Raw genomic sequence first — 23,768 nt, 5'->3', positions numbered from 1 at the left:
GGATAAGTCATGATTACAGAGGTTAAAATGCCAAAGTTTGGTCTTTCTATGGAAGATGGGACAATTGGTACATGGTTGATTGAAGAAGGTGCCATTGTAAATAAGGGAGATGAACTCTTAGAAATTGAAACGGATAAGATAACTAATACAGTTGAAGCAACAGAAGGTGGAGTACTAAGAAAGATACTGTTTGAAGAGGGTGAAGTCGTAAATTGTGGGGAAATAATCTGTATAATTGCAGATGCAAATGAAGATATTAGTGGACTTAATCTAACAGTTAAAACAGATATAGAAAAAGAAGAAGATACTCCAAGTTTAGAGCAGATAACAGAGGAGAAAAATTTGGAGAAGGAGAAGAAAATAACTCCAAGAGCTAAAAAAATAGCTGAAGAGAAAGGTATTAACTATTCAAATATAGATGGGACAGGAATACATGGAGCAATAACAATTGATGATTTGAAAAACTTCATGAATAAAAATCTAGAAGAAAAGGTAATGGAAACTAATCAAAGCAAAGTATCTGAAAAGAGTGTACGGCAAGATGCTACATCTATTCCTCAAATTAAGAACACTAAAACAACTATAGGGGAAAATGATGTGGTAATTAAAATGACTCAAATGCAAAATGTTATAGCAAAAAAAATGCATGAAAGTTTATTGACAACAGCTCAAACGACGATTGCTACTGAACTAGAAATTACAAATCTAACTAAAGTATATAAAAGTTTAAAAGAAAAATATAAAAACGCAGGTATTAAACTGAGTTATACAGCTCTTATAATAAAAGCTGTAGCCCAGGCTCTTGAAAATCATCCTAAACTTAGAACACAAGTATTTGATGAAAATCATTTTAAAATAAATGATGAGATTAATGTAGGTGTGGCTGTAGACATTCCAAATGGATTAGTAGTTCCTGTAATAAAGAATGTAAATTTAAAAGACTTAAGAACTATATGTATAGAGTTGAGTGATTTAAGTGAAAGAGCTAAAAATAATCAATTAAATCAAGATGAAATGAGTAATGGAACTATTACTATAACTAATTTAGGTATGTTTGGAATAACTTATTTTACTCCAGTATTAAATACACCAGAAAGTGCCATTTTAGGTATTGGAAGTATAATAGAGAAGGTTCTTGTAAAAGATGGCGCATTTTATGCGGGTTCTGTAATGAATATGAGCTTGACTCATGACCATAGAGTTGTGGATGGAGCTCCTGGAGCACGTTTTCTTCAAGAAGTCACTCAAAACCTTTTAGATTTTAGATGGATGTAAAATAATTTTATAGAACCACAGTAATCTGGCAGATAGTTTGTTATGCGTTTCTCGAAAGATTTTTTCTCTCCAAACTATCTGTCAAAATTAAAGTATGGCGAAAATTTATATGGAGGTTACTGCATGAGAAAAGTAGATTTGATAATTAAAAACGCTTATCTAATTTCAATGAATACTGAGAGGGAAATATTAAAAGATGCTTGTATAATAATTGAAAAGAGCAAGATAATTGATATAGGAAAGGCTACTTTACTAGAAAAATATGTTTCAGAAAAAACTATAGATGCTAAAGATAAAGTTGTTTTTCCTGGATTTATAAGTACTCATTCTCACCTATTTCAGACTTTATTAAAGGGATTAGGAAGAGATAAATTATTACTAGACTGGCTTGATAGTTCTGTTAGAAGAACTATCCATAAGATAGATGAGGAGTGTTGCTATTATGCAGCATTAACAGGGTGTATAGAAGCAATTAAAACAGGTACAACTACCATACTCGATTATATGTATTGCCATGGAAAAGAAGGACTTGATGATAGCATAATACAAGCATTTGAAGACTTAGGAATAAGAGGGATACTTGGCAGAGGTTTTACAGATACAAGTAAATTTCCTGAGGAATTTGGTTGTACTTATCATGATACAGAACAAAAATTCTTTGATGATGTTAGAAGATTAGATAAAAAATATAAGAATCATTCAAGAATTAGTATGGCATTGGCACCTGGGATTATATGGGATAACACAGAAGATGGTTATAAAGAGATAAGAAAGATAGCTGATGAACTTAATATACCAATAACAATGCATTTACTTGAAACTGAAGATGATGATAAATATTGTTTAGATGATAGAGGTATGAGAACTGTACCATATCTTGAAAAGATGGGGATTTTAGGTCCTGATTTTATTGCAGTTCATTGTATACACATGTCAGATGAAGACATAGAGCTATTTAAAAAGTATGATGTTAAAATATCTCACAACCCTGTATCTAATATGGTTCTAGCAGCAGGAGTGGCACCAATTCCAAGATTTATAGAAGAAGGTTTAACTATAAGTCTTGCATGCGATGGCTCTGCTAGTAATGATACTCAAAATATGCTAGAAGTGATGAAAATGACTACATTATTACAAAAGGTTACTCATAGAGATGCAAAACTTTTACCTTCATCAAGTGTACTTGAAATGGCAACCTTGGGGGGAGCAAAATCTATAAATAAATTGGACTCACTAGGTTCAATAGAGGTAGGAAAAAACGCCGATATTGTAATTTATAACCCATACAAAAGTTCAATTTCTATACCAATTCACGATCCAATTAGTTCACTAATATATTCATCTACTCCAAATAATATAGAAACATCTATTATAGATGGGAAAGTGGTTATGGAGAATAATCAGATAACTACTATAGATGAAGAAAAGGTTCTATATAAAACTCAACAAATAGCAAATAAATTAATATCTGACGTTGGTCTAGGTAATGTACAGTGGGGAAAAAGAATTTATGGATTGTAAAACAATTAAGAGAGGGTGGTAAGAGTATGAATAACCTTGAATTTTTTAGTATACCAAGAGGTAATTTAAAAATAGATGTATTGAATAGAAATGAAAAGCTATTAAGTGCAATAAAAGCAAATTCTAAAGAAGATGTATGTATACCAGATGTTGTAGAGTATTATACAGAATTATTTTTTCCTCAAGCAAGTGAAAAAAGACCATATACATTTTCTTCTATGGTTTTATCTTCTGATGGAAAGATGGCATATGAAGATAATAAGGCAGGTCCTTTAATTGGAAAAAATAATTTTATAGACCCAGATGGTGCTCTAGCAGATTTTTGGGTTTTAAATGTATTAAGAACATGTTCAGATGCTGTGATTATTGGAGCTAAAACTTTACAAAATGAACCTGGAATAACATGTCATGTATATGATGAAGGTCTGACACAACAAAGAAAAGATTGTTTAAATAAAAAATATCAACCATGTGGAGTAGTAGTTTCCTTTGATGCTACAGATATTCCATTTAATCACTACACATTTAAAGTTGATAAAAGCCAAGAATACAAAATGGTCATAGCTACATCTCCAAATGGTTGGGAATATATAAAAGAAAACTCTCCTCTGAAACATGTGTGTATAGGAAGTTTTAGTTCAATTGAAGATGTTGATGATTGTACATTTGAAGAATTATATAAAGATTTTGATGTTTTTCCTGTAATAGTCACTGGAAAAGATAGTATGCCAGATTCTGAGGTATTACTTTATGTACTTAAAAATTTAGGAATAGAGAAAGTCTGTGTAGAATCTCCTTCATATTGCACACACTTGATAGAAAATAAGTTATTGGATGAATATTTTATAAATTATTCGATGGTATTTGTAGGTGGAAGGATGACTCCGGGTTGTACAATAGCTTATAGCCATTTAGAACATCCACATTCAGAATTATTGACAATAGGAATTCATAAAAATAATTTTATTTTTACACGTCAAAAACTCCATTATGATATTAAAAGTCAAATAGATTTAACTGGATATAAATATTGATAGCAAAATTTTGGTCATAGTGAATTAACCATTATGATTTAAAAGGGGGAATAGTGAAGATGAACATTGACTTAATAGTAATTGGTGGTGGACCAGGTGGATATGTCGCAGCAATTAGAGGAGCTCAACTTGGATTAAATGTTGTAATTATAGAAAAAAATGAACTTGGAGGTACTTGCTTGAATACAGGTTGTATTCCTACAAAGACATTGTTTAAGGATGCCCAAGTTTTAAATTATTTTAATCATGCTGAAGAATATGGTATAAAAGTTGAACAATATAGGCTGGACTTAGAAAAAGTACAAGAAAGAAAGAAAAAGGTAGTAAAGACTTTAACTAGTGGTGTAAAAGGATTGTTGAAGGCTAATAAAGTAGTAATAGAAAAGGGTGAAGCAAAACTAATAAGTAAAGATTCTGTAGAAATAAAATTGGAGGATGGGTCTAAGAAAATAATTAAAGGTAAAAATATTTTAATTGCATCTGGCTCAAAATCTTCTAAGCCACCGATAAAAGGAGCTAATTTAGAAGGAGTAATAACGAGTAAAGAAGCCTTAGAAATAGACACTTTGCCTAAGCAAATTGTAATCGTTGGAGGAGGAGTTATAGGAATTGAGTTTGCAGGAATCTTAAACGAATTTGGTTCAGATGTGACTATTGTTGAATTTTTGGATACTATAATTCCTATGGTTGATAAAGAGGTATCTTCTAGATTAAGTAAATTACTAAATAAAAGAGGGATAAAAATAATAATTTCATCAAAAGTAGAAGAAATATATAAGAATGGTGAAGGATTAGTTGCAAAGGTAAGTAAGGATGGAGAAAAAATAAAGCTACCTTGTGACAATGTACTTATATCTACAGGAAGAGAGCTTGATGTAGATGGGTTAAACCTAGAAGGTCTAGGTATAAGCTATGACAAAAAAGGAATAAAAGTTGATGAAAATTATTGCACTTCTGTACCAGGAATATATGCAATTGGAGATGTGATTGGAGGAGTAATGCTTGCACATGTCGCATCTGAAGAAGGTAAAGTTGCTGTTGAACGAATGGTAGGAGAAAAAACGAGTGTAGATTATAATCTAGTGCCAAATTCAATTTTTACTTTCCCAGAGGTGTCTACAGTTGGATTATCTGAGGAAGAAGTTAAGGATAAAAAATTAGATTATGTTGTCAGTAAGTTTCAGTTTTCTGGTAACGGGAAAGCACTTACAATGAATGATTCAGAGGGCATGGTCAAGATAATTGCCTCAAAGGATAAAACTACAATATATGGGGTTCATATTATAGGGCCTAATGCTAGTGATTTAATCCATGAGGCTGTGGTTGCAATGAAAGCTATGTTGACAGTTGAAGAAGTTGCAAGTGTTATGCATGGACATCCAACCTTATCAGAAGCTTTTTTAGAAGCATCTATGGGAATATTAGATAAATCAATACATATGCCACCTGTCAGAAAATGATATTGTAAGAAATAAATATAAGAATAAGAAGTGGTTATATATAGGTGGATTAAGTTGAAAACAATTGTATAGAAAAGTAGTTAAATATTAAAAAAGGAAGTATATAATATGAAATTAAAAGTATTTGAAAAACCTTTATTTGTTGAAGAATTAACTTTTAGGGTAGATACTGAATTAATAGAAAAGTACTTACAATTAGACTATGAAATTTGGGTTAAAGGTCTTGAATTATTAGAGGGGTTTGCTGGTTCTGAGATATGGATTAGTGAAAGTAATCCAGGAGAAATAACATCAATAATATATTGGACTGATTATAAGTACTATAAAAATATTGATAAAAACTGGCTCTATGATAGAAAGAAAAAAATGTCTGAATTGATGGGTGAGGGAAACTTAGAATTCATAAAGGCAGAGCATGAAATCAATAAAAGATATAAGCTTAGAGAGTACAAGGAATAAGATTTAGTATTACTAACTATACATAAATAATATTGTGGTCAAAATAAATAGCATTCAAGTTATAAATTAACTATATTAAGGTGTGTATAGCTCAAAATTGATTGTTAATAAATTCATGGTCGTAAAGAAAATAAAATTTATGGGAGGATTTATTTTATGAAAGAGCACGATACATCAAAATTTCATTTAGAGGGAAGACCACCATTAAAAGAAGCATTACCTTTAGGATTACAGCATTTTGTTTCAATGATAGCAGGTAATATGGTTCCAGCTATGCTTATATCAAGTATAGTAGGACTTGATAAACAGATGTCAACTATGCTTATGCAAGGAGCTATGTTGGTAGCTGGAATAGCAACCTTACTACAATTGTATCCAATACCATTATTTAAAGGATATAGGTTGGGTTCAAAGCTTCCTGTAATAATGGGTACCAATTATGTATTTTTAGGAGCCTGTCTTTCGGTAGCTGGAAAATATGGACTTAAAGCTCTTTTTGGAGCACAAATTGGTGGAGCAATAGTAGTGTTTTTTATAGCTTTTGGAATTAAGAAGATAAGACATTTATTTACTCCAATTATAGCAGGTACAATGATTGCCTGTATGGGTATTAGCCTATTTCCAACTGCTGTAAAAAATTTAGCTGGAGGAGAAGGTTCAGCAACATTTGGAGAACCTATAAATTTCATGATAGGGCTTATAGTCGTTATAGCAATAATTTTGCTTATGAAATTTGGTAAGGGATTGGTTCAAGATGCTGCCATTTTAATAGGTATAATATTTGGCTATTTAGTGTCACTTGTATTTGGATTGGTTGATTTTTCAGCAATTCAAGGAACTCCAATATTTTCATTTCCAAAGCCATTAGCATTTGGTTTAGAATTTAGACTTGATTTAGTATTGATGTTTGCTATTTTATTTATGGTAGCCATAGCTGATATGATGGGAGCTGCAACAATTGCTACTATGGGAGCTATGAATAGAGAAGTTACAGATAAAGAATTAGAGTCTGCTACTATGGGAAATGCCTTGACATCTATAATAGCATCTATATTTAGTTCAATACCGACTGGAGTATTTGGTCAAAATGCTGCAATTGTGGCTATAAACAAGGTTACTAGTAGATTTGTATTGGCAATTACAGGTGTTGTATTGATTTTAGTTGGATTTTCGCCACTATTGGGAGCAATAATAACAACTATACCTTCGTGCATAATAGGAGGAGTTACTTTAATAGTATTTTCATCAATTGCTATGGCTGGTTATGATATGATAAGTCAATCTGGGTTCACATCAGATAACAATCTTATAGCTGGAGTATCAATTACCTTAAGTATAGGTATAACTTCAGTTCCTCAGACTTTGGAAAAGTTTCCAGAGATTATTAGAACTTTAGTTGGAAACTCTTGTATAGTATCAGTATTCATTGTAGCAATGATAATTAAGTATATATTATCAATAAAATCGAATAAGTCTAATGATATAAAAATAGAGGCTTAAATTAAAATTTATAGGAGGTATAGTTATGGCTAAAATATTGGGAATATGTGGAAGTCCAAGAAAGGGAGCAACTGAATATGCAATACTCCAAGCATTAGAAGAAGCTAAAAAGATACCAGGTATAGAAATTGATTTTTGGACTGTAAGAGGGAAAAATATAGGTCCATGTATACATTGTGATGCTTGTATGAGAAAAGCAGAAAAATGTACAATACAAGATGACATGGGAGAACTAGAAAAAAAATTACTAGAGGCAGATGGATTTATAATTGGTTCTCCTGTTTATGATATGGGTATAACTGCTCAACTGACTGCTGTATTAAATAGATTGAGACACATGTATTTAGTACATGGATGTAATTTACAAAACAAAGTAGGTGCAGCCATAACTACTGGAGGGACTAGATATGGTGGTCAAGAAATGGCTAGGTTACCAATTATAAATTTCTTTTTAATGCATGAAGTATTGGTAACAGGAGGTCTTATTGGAGGATATACTGGTGCTAGTATTTGGAGTAAGGATGCAAAGGAACAAGGTGCAAAAGAAGATGAGGTAGGTATGAATACTATAAAAAGACTTGGCAGAGGCATAGCTGAAGCTGTTAAGGTATCTAAATATGGACTTGAAAAGTGGAATACAGAAAAAGAAGAATTAGGAATATTAAGTGAAGATGAAAAGAGTCCAGTGAAAGATCACTAGAATCTATTTGATGATGTATAATTTAAATAACCCCTTTCAATATTTATTAGATAGCGTATCATAAATATTAAAAGGGGTTATTTGGTATATAAAAATTATTTGTAATAAAGTAAGATATATTAATAAATATGATAGAATATATATTATAAATTAAATTTTAGAAATATAAGGGGGGAACTTTGAGTTCTTATAAATTTCCTATATTATAAGAACCAATACTTTATGCGGGATTTATTAAATGTAACACTTATAGCAATACTTGTTTTGATAAATGCTTTTTTTGTGGCTTGTGAATTTGCTATGGTAAAGCTTCGTAGTTCTAGAATAGATACTATGATAGCTGAAGGCAATAATAATGCAATAAGATGTAAAACAATAAAAGATAATTTAAATTCCTATCTTTCTGCATGTCAACTTGGGATAACACTCTGTTCACTTGCATTAGGTTGGATGGGAGAATCTACAGTTAAAGAGTTAATTTTACCAATAATAAGTATCTTTAATCTTAGTGAAAGTATTATATATACTATATCAATTTCTATTTCCTTTTTAATTATAACGATGGTAGAAGTTGTAATAGGAGAATTGGTTCCTAAAGCTTTAGCGCTTTATAATACAGAAAAGATAATGTTAAGTACATCTTTTTTATTAACAGGATTTTATAAGTTAACATATCCAGTAATATATTTTTTCAACCTAAGTACTGATTTATTTCTTAAACCATTTGGATATTCACAAGGTGATGAGGTTGATGAGCCACATACAGGTGATGAAATAAGGTTATTGGTAGAAGAAAGTTATAAAAGTGGTCTTATAGATGAATCAGAACAAAGATTTGTTGATAATATTTTTGAATTTGAGGAAAAGAAAATTAGAGAGATAATGGTACCTAGAACTGATATGGTATGTATATATGAAAGTGATTCAGAAGAAAAGATATTATCTATTTTAAAAGAAGAAGGTGTAACAAGATACCCAGTATGTAGAAAAAATAAAGATGATATATTAGGTTTTGTACATATAAGAGATTTATATAATCAAAAGATAAATGAAAATAAAATTGAACTAGAACAGATATTGAGAGATATTATATACATATCTGAAAACTTGACTATAGATAAGGCTCTTGAGAGAATAAGAAAAGAGAAGCTTCAACTTGCGATAGTAGTGGATGAATATGGTGGTACATCTGGAGTGGTTACAATAGAAGATATATTAGAAGAGATAGTTGGAGAAATTCAAGATGAATTTGACAAAGAAGAGACTCATATTAAGAAAATAGGAGCAGGTTCTTATTTGGTTGATGGAACAGAGTCGATTAACTATATTAACAAGTATTTTGGGCTTGATATAGAACATGATGGATTTGACAGTATAGGTGGATGGATATCCTATATGCTTGGTTCAAATATTAAAGTAAATCAAAGTGTTACTTTTGAAAACTATAATTTTACAATATTAGAATTGGATAAATTGAGGGTTGTAAAATTAATCATAAAAAGTGTAATATAATTATATCAAAAAATGTTGGAGGAATTGTATGCAAAAAGTAGAAGGAATTATTTTTGATATGGATGGAGTTTTATTTGATTCAGAGAGAATATCTCTTGAATTTTGGATAGAGACATTTGAAAAGTATGGATATACTATGACTAAAGAAATATACACATCGGTTATGGGAAGAAATCGTAAGGGGATAATAGAAGGTCTTACAAATATATACGATAAGTCTGTGCCAATAATAGATTTGTATGATGAAAAAACTAAAAATATGATTGAATTTATGGATAGAGAAGGAGCCCCTATTAAATTAGGAGTCAATGAATTAATCTCTTTCTTAAAGGAAAGTGGATATAAAATGGCTGTTGCAACATCTACGAAAAGAGAAAGAGCTGTAAAGAGATTAGCTAAAGCAAACTTAAAAGAGTACTTTGATGCTATAGTATGTGGGGATGATGTTGTAAATTCTAAGCCAAATCCAGAAATATTCTTAAAAGCAGCTAAAAAAATAAATATAGAACCACAAAATTGTATTGTTATAGAGGATTCCCCTATGGGTGTGGAAGCTGCATATAATGGTGGTATAAGATGTATAAATGTACCAGATTTAAAAGAACCAGATGAACAGATTAAAGCACAATCACATAAGATACTTGAAAATTTATTAGAAGTTAGAGAATACCTAAAAAGTTTGAATTCTAAAACATGTAATAACCTATAATATAAAATATTAAATTAAATAAATTAAATATAATTTCTTTGATTTAGAATAAATCCATGAATATGAGAAAAAATAATTATAAACAACTAGGAGGAATATTCATGGATAATGTAGGTTCTCTATTATATTTTTTATTTAATTTTTTCTTGTATGGTTTTATAGGTTGGATAATTGAAAACTTATATAGTTATTATACACAAGGGCATTTTCAAGAGGATGGATTTTTAAATGGTCCCTTTAAGCCAATGTATGCAATTGCAATGTCGATTATAATAGAGGTCTCAAGATTTATTGACCCAAATAATATATTTGCATTGCTTTTATTATGTTTAGTAGTACCAACAACAGTAGAATATATTACAGGTATACTTATGAAAATATATTTTAATAAGGTATATTGGGATTATTCTGATTACAAGTACAATCGTAGTGGAATAGTATGTCTAAAGTTTTCTATGTACTGGACTATACTGACTTTTATTGGAGTAAGATATTTTCAAGTATATATAGTTGATAATTTGTATCAACTTATAATTCCTTATTGGCCAATTCTTGTAACTGTATTGTTGATAGCACTATTTGTAGATGAAGTTTTTACTATAAAACTATTGAGAGGAAATAGAGATATAGTGGAAAGGTAACTTAAAAAGTATAGATTAAACTTAGATTGTAGTAGAAAGAAAGCTATGTTAAAATGATGAAATCATTTAAAATTAGCTTTCTTTTTTATTTGATGAATTTATTTGAGAATATTATAATAGGTTATAAAGTTTTCTATTTAAATCAAAATAAAATATAGAAAATAGGGAGTGATTGATAATGGGTAAAGTAAGATTTGGTATTATTGGGACTAGTAATATATCAAAGATATTTCTAAAAGCTGCTTCTAGGATTCAAGAATTTGAATTGATTGCTGTATATTCGAGGGATTTAGAAAAAGCTAAGGAATTTGGAGAACCATATGGAGCAAGTATTTTTTTTGATAATTTAGAACAAATGGCTAAATCAAATGATATAGATGCTATATACATAGCTTCTCCAAATGCTATACATTCAAAACAAGCTCTTACTTGTTTAAAATACAAAAAACATGTACTTTGTGAGAAATCATTAGCATCTAATTTAAGAGAATTAAGACTAATGATAGAAACAGCTAGAGATAATAATGTACTTCTTATGGAAGCTATGAGGATTACATGTGTTCCAAACTTTAAGGCAGTTAAAGAAAACTTATATAAAATAGGAAAGATAAGAAGATACTTTGGAAGTTATTGTCAGTATTCTTCGAGATATGATAAATATAAGAATGGAATTATAGAAAATGCTTTTAAAAAAGAGTTATCGAATGGTGCATTGATGGACATAGGAGTGTATTGTATACATCCAATGGTAAATCTATTTGGAGCTCCAAAATCAGTAAAGGCAATTTCTCATATACTTCAAACTGGCGTTGATGGAGAAGGTTCAGCTATATTTCAATATGATGACATGGATGCAATAATTCAGTATTCAAAAATAGCTGATTCTCATATACCATCTGAGATACAAGGAGAAGAGGGGAGTATAATAATTGAAAGGCTTAATCTATTTGAAAAAGCTATTATAAAGTATAGAGATGGAAGAGAAGAAGATATATCTATTTTAAAAGAAAAAGAAGAGGAAAAACCTAGAGAAATAGAAGGTATGTATTATGAACTTATGGAGTTTATAAGTCTTATAAATAATAATAAAATGGAATCTAGTATAAACTCTCATGAAAATTCAACAATCGTAATGGAACTTATGGATGAAATAAGAAGACAATGTAATATTGTTTATCCAGCTGATAGTATATAATTTATGTTATAAAATATATAGTAATATAACAAGTATGAGGTGATGTGTATGTGTAATATAAAGTGGGCTATATTGGGACCTGGAACTATTGCGTCAGAGTTTGCACAAGCTATGACTGAGTTAAGCTGTAATGTGTATGCAGTTGCTTCAAGAAGTTTTGAAAGAGCTGAGAACTTTGCGAATAAGTTTGGAATAAAAAAAGTATATGATGATTATGATAAAATGTTAAAGAATAAGGAAATAGATGTAGTGTATATATCTACTCCACATTGTAATCATTATGAATATATAATGAAAAGCTTAGAAAATGGAAAACATGTTTTTTGTGAAAAAGCTATAACAGTAAATGGAAGACAACTAAAAAAGATTGTAACTTTAGCTAATGAAAAAAACTTAATAGTGGCAGAGGCAATGACTATTTATTATATGCCTTTATATAAAAAATTAAAAGATATATTAGAGTCTGGAAGTTTAGGAAAAATTAAAATGATACAAGTATCTTTTGGAAGTTGTAAAGAGTATGATGTTAATAATAGATTTTTTAGTCAAGATTTAGCTGGAGGAGCATTGCTTGATATTGGTACATATGCGCTTTCTTTTACTAGATACTTTATGTCAACTCAACCAAGTGAGATTTTAACAACTGTTAAAAACTTTGAAACAGGTGTGGATGAACAATCTGGAATAATTTTAAAAAATTCCAATGATGAGATGGCTGTAATATCATTAACTATGAGGGCAAAAATGCCTAAAAAAGGTGTTGTTGCAGGTGAATTAGGATTTATAACCATAGAGAATTTTCCACGAGCATCAAAAGCTACAATAACTTATACAGATGATGGAAGAGTTGAAGATATAGAGTGTGGATATACAGAAAAAGCTTTAAAATATGAAATTGAATATATTAATAATTGTATCTTAAATAAAATAAAAGCTGATACCATAGAATTGTCTATAGATGTCATGACTTTAATGGATGAGATAAGAAAACAATGGGGATTAAGGTATACTTTTGAATAAATTTAATTTTATATTAAGTTAAAATGTATACATAGTTAAGTATTAAAATGTCAAATTATAAGTATAAAAAGGTACTAAGAAGAAACTCTATTTTAGTACTTTTTTTCTATTTTTTTTACAATTTTGTAACAGTATTAAAAAAAGTTTTGGCGATTTTATTACAATTTTGTAGTTGAATATATACATCAAAACTAATATGATTAATAATAACATAAATTTGAATATTTTTAGAGGAGAGAAAATATGAGAAAATTGGTATACTTTATTACTCCGTTTATAATAGGCGTAGTATTTTTATTTGGGCTAGACAAATTTCTTGATTCTAAAACTGATGAACTTTTGAGGGAGAAAAATCTGCTTCCAATTATGGATGATACTTTAAGTGATATAAAGGACAAAGGTGTTACAGCAAATAATCATTTTTTGAGAGAAAAAGATATTATGATTTTGGGGTCATCAGAACTTGGTAATTCAACAAAACAACATCCGAAGTACTATTTTAATACGGATAGGAGTAAAAACAAGGTTTTTGCAATTGGGAGAGCTTATACTCAGACATTACAAGATGCTGCAATATTAGGAAGTATGAATCCTAATGTTGATAACAAAAAGGTTGTCTTGTTAGTTTCTATGCAATGGTTTATGGAGAAAGATGGGGTAACAAGCCATCATTATCAGTCCAGATTTTCACCAATACAATTTTATAGATTTTTAGATAATCCAAAAATATCTAAAGAAAATAAGAGTGAATATGCAAAAAAATCAAGCAAACTATTATGGGGAAGTGACGAGTATAAAGCAGAAGCACTATATGCAAAGCTATATGAACCTAAGACCTTGTCGGAAAAAGCTGAGAAGGCGATTTTAGAGCCTTATTTTCAAGGAAGAAAGTATTGTATAGCTCTTAAAGAAAAAGGGATACTTTATAAAAAATTAATTAGACTAGATGAAAAAAGAAAAGAAAAAAGAAAAAGACCAATAAATTGGTCACATGAGAGAAAGAAAGCTATTGAAGATGCTAAAAAAAGAGTTGGTAAAAATCCACTAAATATTGATAAGTATTATTATCAAATGCATTTTAAGGATGGTATAGAACAATTTAAAGGAAGAGATAAAGACATAGATTTGTTAACTTCTAAGGAGTTTGAAAGTTACAAACTTATGTTAAATGTCTGTACTGACTTAGATATTAAGCCAGTTGTTGTACTAATCCCAAGTATGGGTAAATTTTATGATTTGACTGGGATATCTGAAAAGGAAAGAGACCAATACTATGATAAAGCACAAAAAATAGCAGAAAGTAAGGGCTTTGAAGTTTTAAATCTTAAAGATAAAGGGTCAGATAAATATTATTTAAGAGATGTAATGCATCTTGGTACGAAAGGATGGGTAGATGTCTGTGAGAGATTATTTAAGATATTTAAAGAGCAATAAGGAATTGGTAACTAGCATTTGTTTAACTATGGTTATAATATTGGCGATAGGAGTTCTAACATTTATTCCATTTAAAGAATTGCCATTTATTTATAACGGATTTTAAAGGAGCATTTTTATATGAAGATTATTGAAGGAATAAAAAAATATTCAAATACAGATAGAATAGCATTAATGTGTAATGGAAATAAACTTTCTTATAAAGATTTAAATCAGTACTCTGATGCTATATCAGTTTTTCTAAAAGATGTATACAAAGAAGAAGACACTCCGATAGTGATTTATGGAAATAAAGAAAATATGATAATGGCATGTATGATAGGAGCTTTAAAATCAGGAAGAGCATATGTACCTCTTGACATTAGTTTTCCAATAGATAGAGTTTTTGAAGTTACTAAAGAAATAAAACCAAAAGTACTATTTAATTTTAGTGATGAAAAAGATTTTGGAGATATCAATGTAATTGATATGAACAAACTAAATGACATAATAAATGAATATCAAGGAAAATCATTACATAAAGAAAACTGGGTAAAAGATGATGAAAATGCATATGTACTATTTACTTCAGGAAGTACAGGAAAACCAAAAGGAGTTCAAATAAGTTCAAACAATTTAGATAGTTTTTCAGATTGGATAAGTCCGTATCTAAATATAGATGGAAGTGAAAAAGTAATAATGAATCAAGCAGCATATTCTTTTGACCTTTCAGTTACAACAATATATCCTGGTCTTATTCATGGAGCGACATTATTTTCAATATCAAAAGATGTATTGGCAGATTATAAAGAACTATTTAGACAGTTTAGTATGTCAGATATAGCTGTATGGGTGTCAACTCCTTCTTTTGCAGGTGTATGTGTGACAGAAAAAGAATTTAATAGTAAAATGCTTCCTAAACTTGAATCAATGATATTCATAGGAGAAGCACTTTCAAAAAATCTTACTAGAGAACTCATGAGTAGATTTCCAAATACAAGAGTCATCAATGGTTATGGTCCAACTGAAGCAACTGTTGGTGTGAGTGTAAATGATATGACTCAAGAAGCTATCAATGATGAAAAAAGTCTTCCAGTTGGATATCCTATGCCAAACTGTAAAATAAAAATACTTGATGAAGATGGAAATGAGCTTAAAGAAAATGAAAAAGGTGAAATTATAATAATTGGACCATCAGTTTCTAAAGGTTACTTTAATAATAAAGAAAAAACTGATGAAGTATTCTTCTATGATGAAATAGATGGTGTAAAATGGAGAGCTTATAAAACTGGAGATATGGGATATCTTCTAGATGGAAATATATACTATTGTGGAAGAAAAGACTTCCAAATAAAACTAAATGGATTTAGAATTGAAATAGAAGATATAGAGAATAACTTAAGAAAAGTACATAATGTAAAAAATGCAGTAGTTTTACCAATATATAAGGACGAAAAAATTGCTTACTTAAAAGGTATTGTTGAGTTAAATGAAAAGAATGATTTAAGCAATATTAAAAATGGGATGATAATAAAAAAGGAATTGGGAAAATATATACCTTCATATATGATTCCAAGAAATATTTCAATAATATCTGAGTTTCCAACAAATATCAATGGTAAAATAGACAGAAAGAAACTTATGGAGGAAATTTAATGATTTTTTCACAGTATGGAGATTATTTTTATCTTTATATATTATTATTAACATCAATACCAGCAGTGATTTTAGGTCTAATGGGTAAGAATATAAAATATTATGGTATGTTGGCAAGTTTATTTATGATATTCTTAATTGTAGGTATGGATGTCCAACTAAAATATCTAGTAATATTTATTATTCTTGAAGTGATAATAGTTAAGGGATATGAATATGTAAGAAGAAAAACTAAAAATAAATACATATATTGGGGATTCTTGTTTGCATCAATGCTCCCAATAATAATCAATAAAATATCTCCAGTTACTTCTTTTGGAATAATTGGATTTATTGGAATATCATACTTAAATTTCAGAACTATACAAATGGTTATTGAAATTTATGATGGAGCTATAAAAGAAGTTAAAATTTCAAAAATGCTTTATTTTATGCTATTTTTTCCAACATTAAGTTCTGGTCCTATTGATAGGTCAAGACGTTTTGAGCAAGATTTGGAAAAACAAATATCTAGAAAAGAGTATCTAGAAGAATACTTACTGCCTGGAATAAAAAATATTGTTATGGGTGTAGGTTATAAGTTTGTTATAGCGTTTTTGATAAATACATATTGGGTATCAAGAATACCTAAAGATATGAGTTTTATAAATATTTTAAGTTACATGTATGCATACAGTTTGTATTTATTCTTTGACTTTGCAGGTTATAGTTTGTTTGCTATAGGTACAGGATATATCTTTGGAATACAAGTACCTATAAACTTTGACAAGCCATTTATAAGTAAAGATATGAAGGAATTCTGGACAAGATGGCATATAAGTCTTTCAAGATGGTTTGGAGATTATATTTTTTCAAGATTTGTTATGTCATCAATGAGAAAGAAAAGATTTAAGAAAAGAACTACTGCTGCTCATGTAGCTCAAATGATAACCATGATAACGATGGGATTTTGGCATGGTCTAACTTGGTATTACGTTGCTTATGGCGTATATCAGGGGTTGGCACTTGTTTTAACTGATATATACCAGAGAAAATCTAAGTTTTATAAAAAACATAAAAAAGAAAAATGGTTCGAGAGAGTTCAAATTTTCATTACATTCCATATTGTATGTTTTGGATTACTGATATTCTCAGGTTATTTAGCTTAATTTTAAGGAGGCAAATTTATGCAAGAAACAGTTATAGAAATATTTGAAGATGTATTAGGAACTGATGAGATAAGAGAAGATTTAGACCTTAATTTATTTGAGACAGAGCTTTTAGACTCATTAGCTATAATTGAAGTTTTACTTGAAATTGAAAATAGACTAGGAATAGAACTTCAACCAACTGATTTAGAGAGAAAAGATATGTCTACTGTAAATAATTTAGTAAAATTCTTGGAAACAAGAAAATAAATTAATAATTAAGTTTTAAATATTAATTTATAAAACAAAGCTTTACAAAGTCCATCTGATATTAATATTTGATGGACTTTTTTTATTATAATATAAGTTATTTTAAATTGAATTTCAATTTAGTGAAAATGTTTAGTTTGTAATAATAATTTTGTAAAAGTAGGTATTATTGTAATATTATAGGAGCAAAATATACATATTTAGGAGGAAAAGCGATGTCTTTAAATTCAATAGATAGAAAAAAAGAAATACTTAAATTATTAGATTCAAAAGGTAAGGTAAATACAAAAGAGTTAGTGAAGAAACTAGAGGTCTCATCAGAGACAATAAGAAGATATTTAGAAGAATTAGAAAATGAAAATAAATTAAAAAAGGTCTATGGTGGTGCTATAAAAATAAATTATGGAGTGATTGAACCAGCACATATAAAGAGAAATAGTACTAATTTGGATAAAAAACAAAGTATTGCTAAATATGCAGCTAAATTTGTGAATGACAATGAGTCAATAGCAATAGATGAAGGGACTACTAATTTACAGATTGTGGATTATATAGTATCTGTAAAAAACTTGAAAGTAATTACAAACTCTTATCCTGTACTGTCAAAATTGATTTCTTATGAAAATCAAGGATTATTTGATGGAGAGGTTATCTTTATTGGGGGAAAAGTAAATTTAAAGCATCAAAGAACAGCATGCCCAATGTCAATAGATACTATGAAAAACTTATATGTAGATAAAGCTTTTATATCTAGTGAAGGTATACTTGATAGTTTTGGAATCAGCAGTATAGACCAAAACAAAGCATTATTATCAAAAGAATATATAAAAAATTCAAAAGAGAGCTTTGTATTGTGTGATAGTTCTAAAATTGGAATTGTCAGTATGTATAAAATAGCAGATTTAGAAGAATTAGACTTTGTAATTTGTGATACAGAACCTCCAAACGAATGGAGAGATAAATTAAACGAAATAAACATAACATGGATAGAAGCAAAATAAATACAATAAAATATAACTAGCTCATAGATTTAGATGAAAAAATGAATTTTAACTTATAATTTAGAGTTTTGTGAAGTTTTGTTATAGAATAGTAAAAACAAGTATAGCCAATTAAAAACAACTAAAAGCATAAATTTAATATACATTTAACCTAAATATGATGTATAATTAACATGTAAAAGCTATACTTTAAAAGTAAAAACAAATAAAAACACAAAAATTCTAAAAGAATCTATGGAGGCTATAAATATGAAAAAGATATATGGAGAAAAAATAAAGGCAGTAGTATTTGATTGGGCTGGAACAACAGTTGATTATGGATGTTTTGCACCTCTTAATGTATTTATAGAGATATTTAAAAGAAGAGGCATAGATGTAACAATGGAAGAAGCAAGAAAACCTATGGGAAAATTAAAGATAGACCATATAAGAGAAATGTGTGAAATGGATAGAATAAAAAACCTTTGGTCAGAAAAATTTGGTAAAGCACCAACTGAAGAAGATGTAAATGAGCTTTATGCTGAATTTGAGCCAATGTTATTTGAAACATTAGAAGAATATACAACTCCAATTCCTCATGTTGTTGAAACTGTTGAGAAATTAAGAAAAAATGGATTAAAAATAGGCTCTACAACAGGTTATACAAGAGAAATGATGAACATAGTTGAACCAAACGCAGCAAAAAAAGGATATTCACCAGATTTTCTTGTAACTCCATCAGAAGTATCTCAAGGAAGACCATATCCTTGGATGTGTTATAAAAATGCTGAAGCTCTAGGAGTATCTCCTATGAGTTCTATGGTAAAGGTAGGAGATACAATCAGTGATGTAAAAGAAGGCGTAAATGCAGGAATGTGGAGTGTTGCTGTAATAAAAGGTTCAAGCGAATTAGGACTTACACAAGAAGAAGTAGATAACATGGATAAAGAAGAACTAAAAGTTAAGATGGATATTGTTTCAAAGAAATTTAAAGAAGCAGGTGCACATTTTGTAATAGAAACTATGGCTCAATTAGAAGATGTTTTAGTAAAAATAGAAAATGAAACTATTAAGTCAGACTTTGTACCAGAAAATGATTACATATTGCTTACACCAGGACCACTATCTACCACTAAATCAGTAAGAGCATCTATGTTAAAGGACTGGTGTACTTGGGATGTTGAATATAATGACTTAGTTCAAGATGTTAGAAGAAGATTAGTATCTCTAGGAACAAAAAATACAGATAAATACACAAGTGTATTAATGCAAGGAAGTGGAACTTTCTCAGTAGAGGCTACAATAGGAAGTGCTATTCCAAAAGATGGTAAACTTCTTGTAATTGCAAATGGGGCATACGGAAAGAGAATGAAAGATATATGTAATTATTTAAATATAGAATTTGTTGATTGTACATTTAAAGATGTAGAGGCAGTTGATTTAAATGTAGTAGAAAATTTATTGAAAGAAAATAAAGATATAACACATATATCAATGGTTCACTGTGAAACTACTACAGGTAGATTAAATCCTATACAAGAAGTAGGAAAACTTGCAAAAGAATATAATAAGATTTATATAGTTGATGCTATGAGTAGTTTTGGAGGAATTGAGATTGATGTTGAAGACTTTAATATAGATTTTCTAGTTAGTAGTTCTAATAAGTGTATACAAGGAGTACCTGGATTTGGTTTTATAATAGCTAATAAAGAAGAATTGGCTAAATGTAAAGGTATATCTAAGTCATTATCTCTTGATGTATATGCACAATGGGATACTATGGAGAAGAATAATGGTAAATGGAGATTTACTTCACCTACACATGTTGTAAGAGCTTTTTATCAAGCGTTATTGGAGTTAGAAGAAGAAGGGTCTGTTGAAAAAAGATACGCTAGATATAAAGAAAATCAGTTTACAATAGCGTCAAGATTAAAATCTTTAGGCTTTGACACTTTGGTAAATGATGGTGCTCAATCACCTGTAATAACAACTTTCTTATATCCTAAAAATGCAAATTTCGAATTTATGGAATTCTATACTCATCTAAAAGAGAATGGATTTGTTATTTATCCAGGTAAATTGACTGATATAGATACATTTAGAATAGGTAGTATAGGAGAAGTTTATCCAACTGATATGGAGAGATTGGCTGATGTAATCGAAAAATTCATCAATATGTAGAAGCTGTCAGATTGTAAATTATTATAGAGTTTAGAGACTAATATTTTAGAAGTTTATATAACAAATATATATTGAGTAATAGGGATGTATTTTACTTAATCTATAAATCTAAGAAAATTGGATTTATAGTTTGGATATAATATTTCCCTATTATTTTTTTATTACTTATATAAATTAAAATAGAGATTAAATGAGGAGTGTTTTATTGAATATAATTATTATGCTTGACAACGTAACAATGTTTTGTTATATTATTTTCAAGGATAAAATACGTTAAAGAAAGGATACCATTATGAATGAAGGATTAAATTCACTAAGCTTTAATGGAGTTGGGAAGTGTAAAGGTGGGATTTTTGATAATGTTAATATAGCAGGAACAGGAAAGATAGAAGGAAGTATAAAATGTAGTAAATTTGATTCTTCTGGTTCAGCAAAGGTGTTTGGGACAACAGAATGTAATGAATTTTTTACATCAGGTCTAAGTAAAGTAGAAGGAAATATATTGGCTTCAAAAGTGGATATATCTGGACTTCTTAAATGTACAGGAAATATTAATTCTATTGAAATTGATACTGGTGGAATTATTAATGTTGAGGGAAATATAAAGTCAGATACTATTCATGGAAACGGATATTTAAAAGCCAGTAATAATATAGATTGTGAAAATATCAATTTAAGTGGAATTTTAAATTGTAATGGATTTTTAAACTGTGAAGAAATTAATATTAGTTTGAATGGAATTTCTAATTTTAATGAAGTTGGAGCAAGTAGGATAAATATAAAAAAAGGTCATGGAGATTATTGCAAAAAGTTTCGTATGTTGGAAAAAAAACCTATAAATTTTGAAAAAGTATCTTCAAATTTAATAGGTCTAGGTCTATTGTCAATTAGAACATATACAGAAAGTAAGTTATTTGCAAATATTATAGAGGCAGATGAAATAAGTTTAGAAAATAGTGAAATCAAAGTTGTAAGAGGCAAAAACATTAAAGTAGGTAAAGGATGTTATATAGAAAGTTTGGAGTACAGTGAAAGTATAGAGATTGATGAAGATTCAATAGTTGCTGAAATAAAGAATATAAATGAGACAGTAAACTTAAAGAAAGATAAGTAATAAATAGTTTTAAAAATAAAATTTAAAATGAGGTAATAGTATGGAAAAAGCGTCTATAAAAATACTTGGAGAAGGATTTATAAGTAGTGGAGAATATGAAAGCATAAAAATCATGGGAAGTGCTAAATCAAAAGGAAATGTAACAAGTGATGAAGTAAAAGTGTTTGGAGATGCAAAGTTTGAAGGTGATATAAATATAAAAAACTTTGTTGTAAATGGAAAAGCTGTTATAAGAGGGAATCTTAAAGCCGAACGTGTAAGGGTAAATGGGCAACTTAGTATAGATGGAGATGCAGAAATAGATGACTTGGTTATAACTGCACAACAGAAAGTCGATGGTAAACTGAAATGCAATAATGTTACAATAAAAGGACAATTAAGTGTAAATGAAAATATGTATGCACAAGATATAAAAATATATGGTGAAATGAGAAATAAAGCAAATATAGAATGTGAAGATATAAAGGTATACGGAGCTATAAAATGTGATGGTCTTTTAAATGGAGAAAATATATATGTTTATTCAGGAGGAGGCTCTTATTGTAAGGAGATAGGTGCAACTAATATAAAAATAGGAAGAAGTAAAAATGCTTTTCAACTGATTAAAATTATTAATATTTTTTCTGGAAAATTTAAATGTGATTTGATAGAGGGAGATACTATTGAATTAGAAGATGCATCAATAAAAGATATACGTGGGAAAAATATATCTTTAGTAGATAATTGTGATGTTGGAAATATTGAATACAGTGATAATTTATCAGTTTCAGATAATTCTACTGTAAAAAACAGTATAAAGGTGGGCTAGAGAAGTTATGGAAGAATTAATATCTAAGAAAGATTTACTGAGTAAAACTAATATATCTTATGGACAATTATATAGATGGAAAAGAAAAAATATTATACCAGAAGAATGGTTTATAAAAAAATCAGCTTTTACAGGTCAAGAAACTTTCTTTCCAAGAGATAAAATACTAGAGAGAATAGAACTAATATTATCTATGAAAGAAGAGACTTCTCTTGATGATATTGCAAATATGTTTATGAAAAAAGATACTAATAAAGAGTTTGATATTGATTTTATTCTCAGTAAAGAAGTTATATGTAATTATACAAAGGAAATATTTCAAAACTTATATAAGAAAGAGCAGAGTATAGGTAAAAAAGAACTACTTATATTAAATATAATAGAGAAATTTTTAGTTAAATCTACAATAACTTTTGAAGAATTAAAACTGATAGTGAACATAATAGAAGAGAACTTTACAGTAATATATAATGAAAATGGTAAAATTTATTTATTTAGAAAGTTTGGAGTTCCATTTGTAGTAGGTTGTTTAGATTATAAAAAAGTAAGATTTGAAAAAGATGTAGTCAAAATTATTGAAATCGATTTGATGAAAGAAATAAACGATATCAGTATAAGATTGTCATAGTAGATTATCTTATCTAAATTATCTCAGATAAATTTAGCTGGTGTATAGTTTTAAGGGAATAATAAAATGAACCATAATGAATTACTATAAATTATATTCAAAGGATATTTTATATCTATAGTAATCTTTATGGTTTATTTTAATGTTATAAATACACTTTTTTATTCATGTTAATCTTGAAATCTAGGATTTAAAGATTATCTAAAGTTTACTTATAATATTTGCTGTAAAGCCTTTACCAAGTATATAGTCGATGAGATGTTTTCTATCTTCAGAAAATAAGGTTATATCTACATCTGAATGAGTACGTGTTTTTATGTTTGTAAATAATTCGATTGCATATCCACCACAAAAAGCATAAGTCAAGTTACAATCTTTTATAAATTCATAACATTCGGTTATAAGGTGTTTCATAATTCCACCTCCAAATTCTAATAAATTGATTTGTATCTTTATTATCAATATCTATGTACAGATTATGAGTAAAATTATATCATTTAAGATTACCCAATACAATTGATTATATGAGAGTATGAAAAAAGCAGCGTTCCTATCTTCCCGCGCG

General features: G+C 28.8%; 22 protein-coding genes. 21 read left to right on the top strand and 1 reads right to left on the bottom strand.

What is annotated here, in order from left to right; all coding sequences use genetic code 11:
* Positions 1-9: 9 nt before the first annotated feature.
* The 21 genes from ACTG47_RS15675 to ACTG47_RS15575 all read left to right on the top strand — a co-directional run bounded on the left by ACTG47_RS15675 (position 10) and on the right by ACTG47_RS15575 (position 23,203).
* Complete coding sequence (locus tag ACTG47_RS15675; RefSeq protein ID WP_479925237.1) at positions 10-1,275, top strand: dihydrolipoamide acetyltransferase family protein; 1,266 nt, start codon at positions 10-12, stop codon at positions 1,273-1,275.
* A gap of 123 nt (positions 1,276-1,398) precedes the next feature.
* The gene (locus ACTG47_RS15670) at positions 1,399-2,796 is read left to right on the top strand and encodes an amidohydrolase family protein (protein ID WP_479925236.1); all 1,398 of its coding nucleotides are present in this window, start codon (positions 1,399-1,401) and stop codon (positions 2,794-2,796) included.
* Positions 2,797-2,822: 26 nt separating this feature from the next.
* Positions 2,823-3,830: a dihydrofolate reductase family protein gene (locus ACTG47_RS15665; protein ID WP_479925235.1), complete on the top strand. Its 1,008-nt coding sequence runs from the start codon at positions 2,823-2,825 to the stop codon at positions 3,828-3,830.
* A gap of 59 nt (positions 3,831-3,889) precedes the next feature.
* Positions 3,890-5,290: a dihydrolipoyl dehydrogenase gene (gene lpdA, locus ACTG47_RS15660; protein WP_479925234.1), complete on the top strand. Its 1,401-nt coding sequence runs from the start codon at positions 3,890-3,892 to the stop codon at positions 5,288-5,290.
* Positions 5,291-5,398: 108 nt separating this feature from the next.
* Positions 5,399-5,749, top strand: a complete 351-nt coding sequence (locus ACTG47_RS15655; protein WP_479925233.1) for a TIGR03792 family protein — start codon at positions 5,399-5,401, stop codon at positions 5,747-5,749.
* Positions 5,750-5,905: 156 nt separating this feature from the next.
* A complete protein-coding gene (locus tag ACTG47_RS15650; RefSeq protein WP_169465117.1) occupies positions 5,906-7,249 on the top strand; it encodes a solute carrier family 23 protein in 1,344 nt (447 codons plus the stop codon).
* Positions 7,250-7,274: 25 nt separating this feature from the next.
* Entirely contained in the window at positions 7,275-7,949 is a 675-nt protein-coding gene (locus tag ACTG47_RS15645) for a flavodoxin family protein (RefSeq protein WP_479925232.1), read from the top strand.
* A 222-nt stretch (positions 7,950-8,171) separates the two neighbouring features.
* A complete protein-coding gene (locus ACTG47_RS15640) occupies positions 8,172-9,461 on the top strand; it encodes a hemolysin family protein (RefSeq protein ID WP_479925231.1) in 1,290 nt (429 codons plus the stop codon).
* Between the two features lie 28 nt (positions 9,462-9,489).
* Positions 9,490-10,170, top strand: coding sequence for an HAD family hydrolase (locus ACTG47_RS15635; protein WP_479925230.1), 681 nt, complete (start codon positions 9,490-9,492; stop codon positions 10,168-10,170).
* 101 nt (positions 10,171-10,271) lie between these two features.
* Positions 10,272-10,811 (top strand): putative ABC transporter permease, encoded by a 540-nt coding sequence (locus ACTG47_RS15630; RefSeq protein ID WP_479925229.1) that lies wholly within the window; start codon positions 10,272-10,274, stop codon positions 10,809-10,811.
* A gap of 178 nt (positions 10,812-10,989) precedes the next feature.
* Positions 10,990-12,006, top strand: coding sequence for a Gfo/Idh/MocA family protein (locus ACTG47_RS15625; protein WP_479925228.1), 1,017 nt, complete (start codon positions 10,990-10,992; stop codon positions 12,004-12,006).
* Positions 12,007-12,054: 48 nt separating this feature from the next.
* The gene (locus ACTG47_RS15620) at positions 12,055-13,026 is read left to right on the top strand and encodes a Gfo/Idh/MocA family protein (protein ID WP_479925227.1); all 972 of its coding nucleotides are present in this window, start codon (positions 12,055-12,057) and stop codon (positions 13,024-13,026) included.
* A gap of 243 nt (positions 13,027-13,269) precedes the next feature.
* Complete coding sequence (dltD, locus tag ACTG47_RS15615; RefSeq protein WP_479925226.1) at positions 13,270-14,460, top strand: D-alanyl-lipoteichoic acid biosynthesis protein DltD; 1,191 nt, start codon at positions 13,270-13,272, stop codon at positions 14,458-14,460.
* Positions 14,461-14,580: 120 nt separating this feature from the next.
* Positions 14,581-16,095 (top strand): D-alanine--poly(phosphoribitol) ligase, encoded by a 1,515-nt coding sequence (locus ACTG47_RS15610; protein WP_479925225.1) that lies wholly within the window; start codon positions 14,581-14,583, stop codon positions 16,093-16,095.
* Entirely contained in the window at positions 16,095-17,243 is a 1,149-nt protein-coding gene (dltB, locus tag ACTG47_RS15605) for a D-alanyl-lipoteichoic acid biosynthesis protein DltB (RefSeq protein WP_479925224.1), read from the top strand. Before ACTG47_RS15610 ends, dltB begins: the two co-directional genes overlap by 1 nt.
* Before the next feature lie 18 nt (positions 17,244-17,261).
* Complete coding sequence (dltC, locus tag ACTG47_RS15600; RefSeq protein ID WP_003422749.1) at positions 17,262-17,492, top strand: D-alanine--poly(phosphoribitol) ligase subunit DltC; 231 nt, start codon at positions 17,262-17,264, stop codon at positions 17,490-17,492.
* Positions 17,493-17,707: 215 nt separating this feature from the next.
* Complete coding sequence (locus tag ACTG47_RS15595) at positions 17,708-18,493, top strand: DeoR/GlpR family DNA-binding transcription regulator (RefSeq protein ID WP_479925223.1); 786 nt, start codon at positions 17,708-17,710, stop codon at positions 18,491-18,493.
* Positions 18,494-18,742: 249 nt separating this feature from the next.
* Positions 18,743-20,653 carry a 2-aminoethylphosphonate--pyruvate transaminase gene (gene phnW / locus ACTG47_RS15590; protein WP_479925222.1) on the top strand — a complete coding sequence of 637 codons (1,911 nt, stop codon included), beginning with the start codon at positions 18,743-18,745 and terminating at the stop codon, positions 20,651-20,653.
* A 292-nt stretch (positions 20,654-20,945) separates the two neighbouring features.
* Positions 20,946-21,767, top strand: coding sequence for a hypothetical protein (locus ACTG47_RS15585; RefSeq protein ID WP_479925221.1), 822 nt, complete (start codon positions 20,946-20,948; stop codon positions 21,765-21,767).
* A 40-nt stretch (positions 21,768-21,807) separates the two neighbouring features.
* Positions 21,808-22,575: a polymer-forming cytoskeletal protein gene (locus ACTG47_RS15580; protein WP_479925220.1), complete on the top strand. Its 768-nt coding sequence runs from the start codon at positions 21,808-21,810 to the stop codon at positions 22,573-22,575.
* A 7-nt stretch (positions 22,576-22,582) separates the two neighbouring features.
* Positions 22,583-23,203, top strand: a complete 621-nt coding sequence (locus tag ACTG47_RS15575; RefSeq protein ID WP_169465090.1) for a YhbD family protein — start codon at positions 22,583-22,585, stop codon at positions 23,201-23,203.
* 201 nt (positions 23,204-23,404) lie between these two features.
* On the opposite strand, the gene ACTG47_RS15570 is transcribed toward ACTG47_RS15575, so the two are convergent.
* Positions 23,405-23,617, bottom strand: a complete 213-nt coding sequence (locus ACTG47_RS15570) for a nucleotidyltransferase domain-containing protein (protein WP_479925219.1) — start codon at positions 23,615-23,617, stop codon at positions 23,405-23,407.
* Positions 23,618-23,768 lie beyond the last annotated feature (151 nt).

Source organism: Clostridioides sp. LIBA-6622 (genome assembly GCF_056716095.1).
The sequence above is the reverse complement of the archived record's forward strand: the minus strand, read 5'-3'. Positions and strand labels throughout refer to the sequence as shown.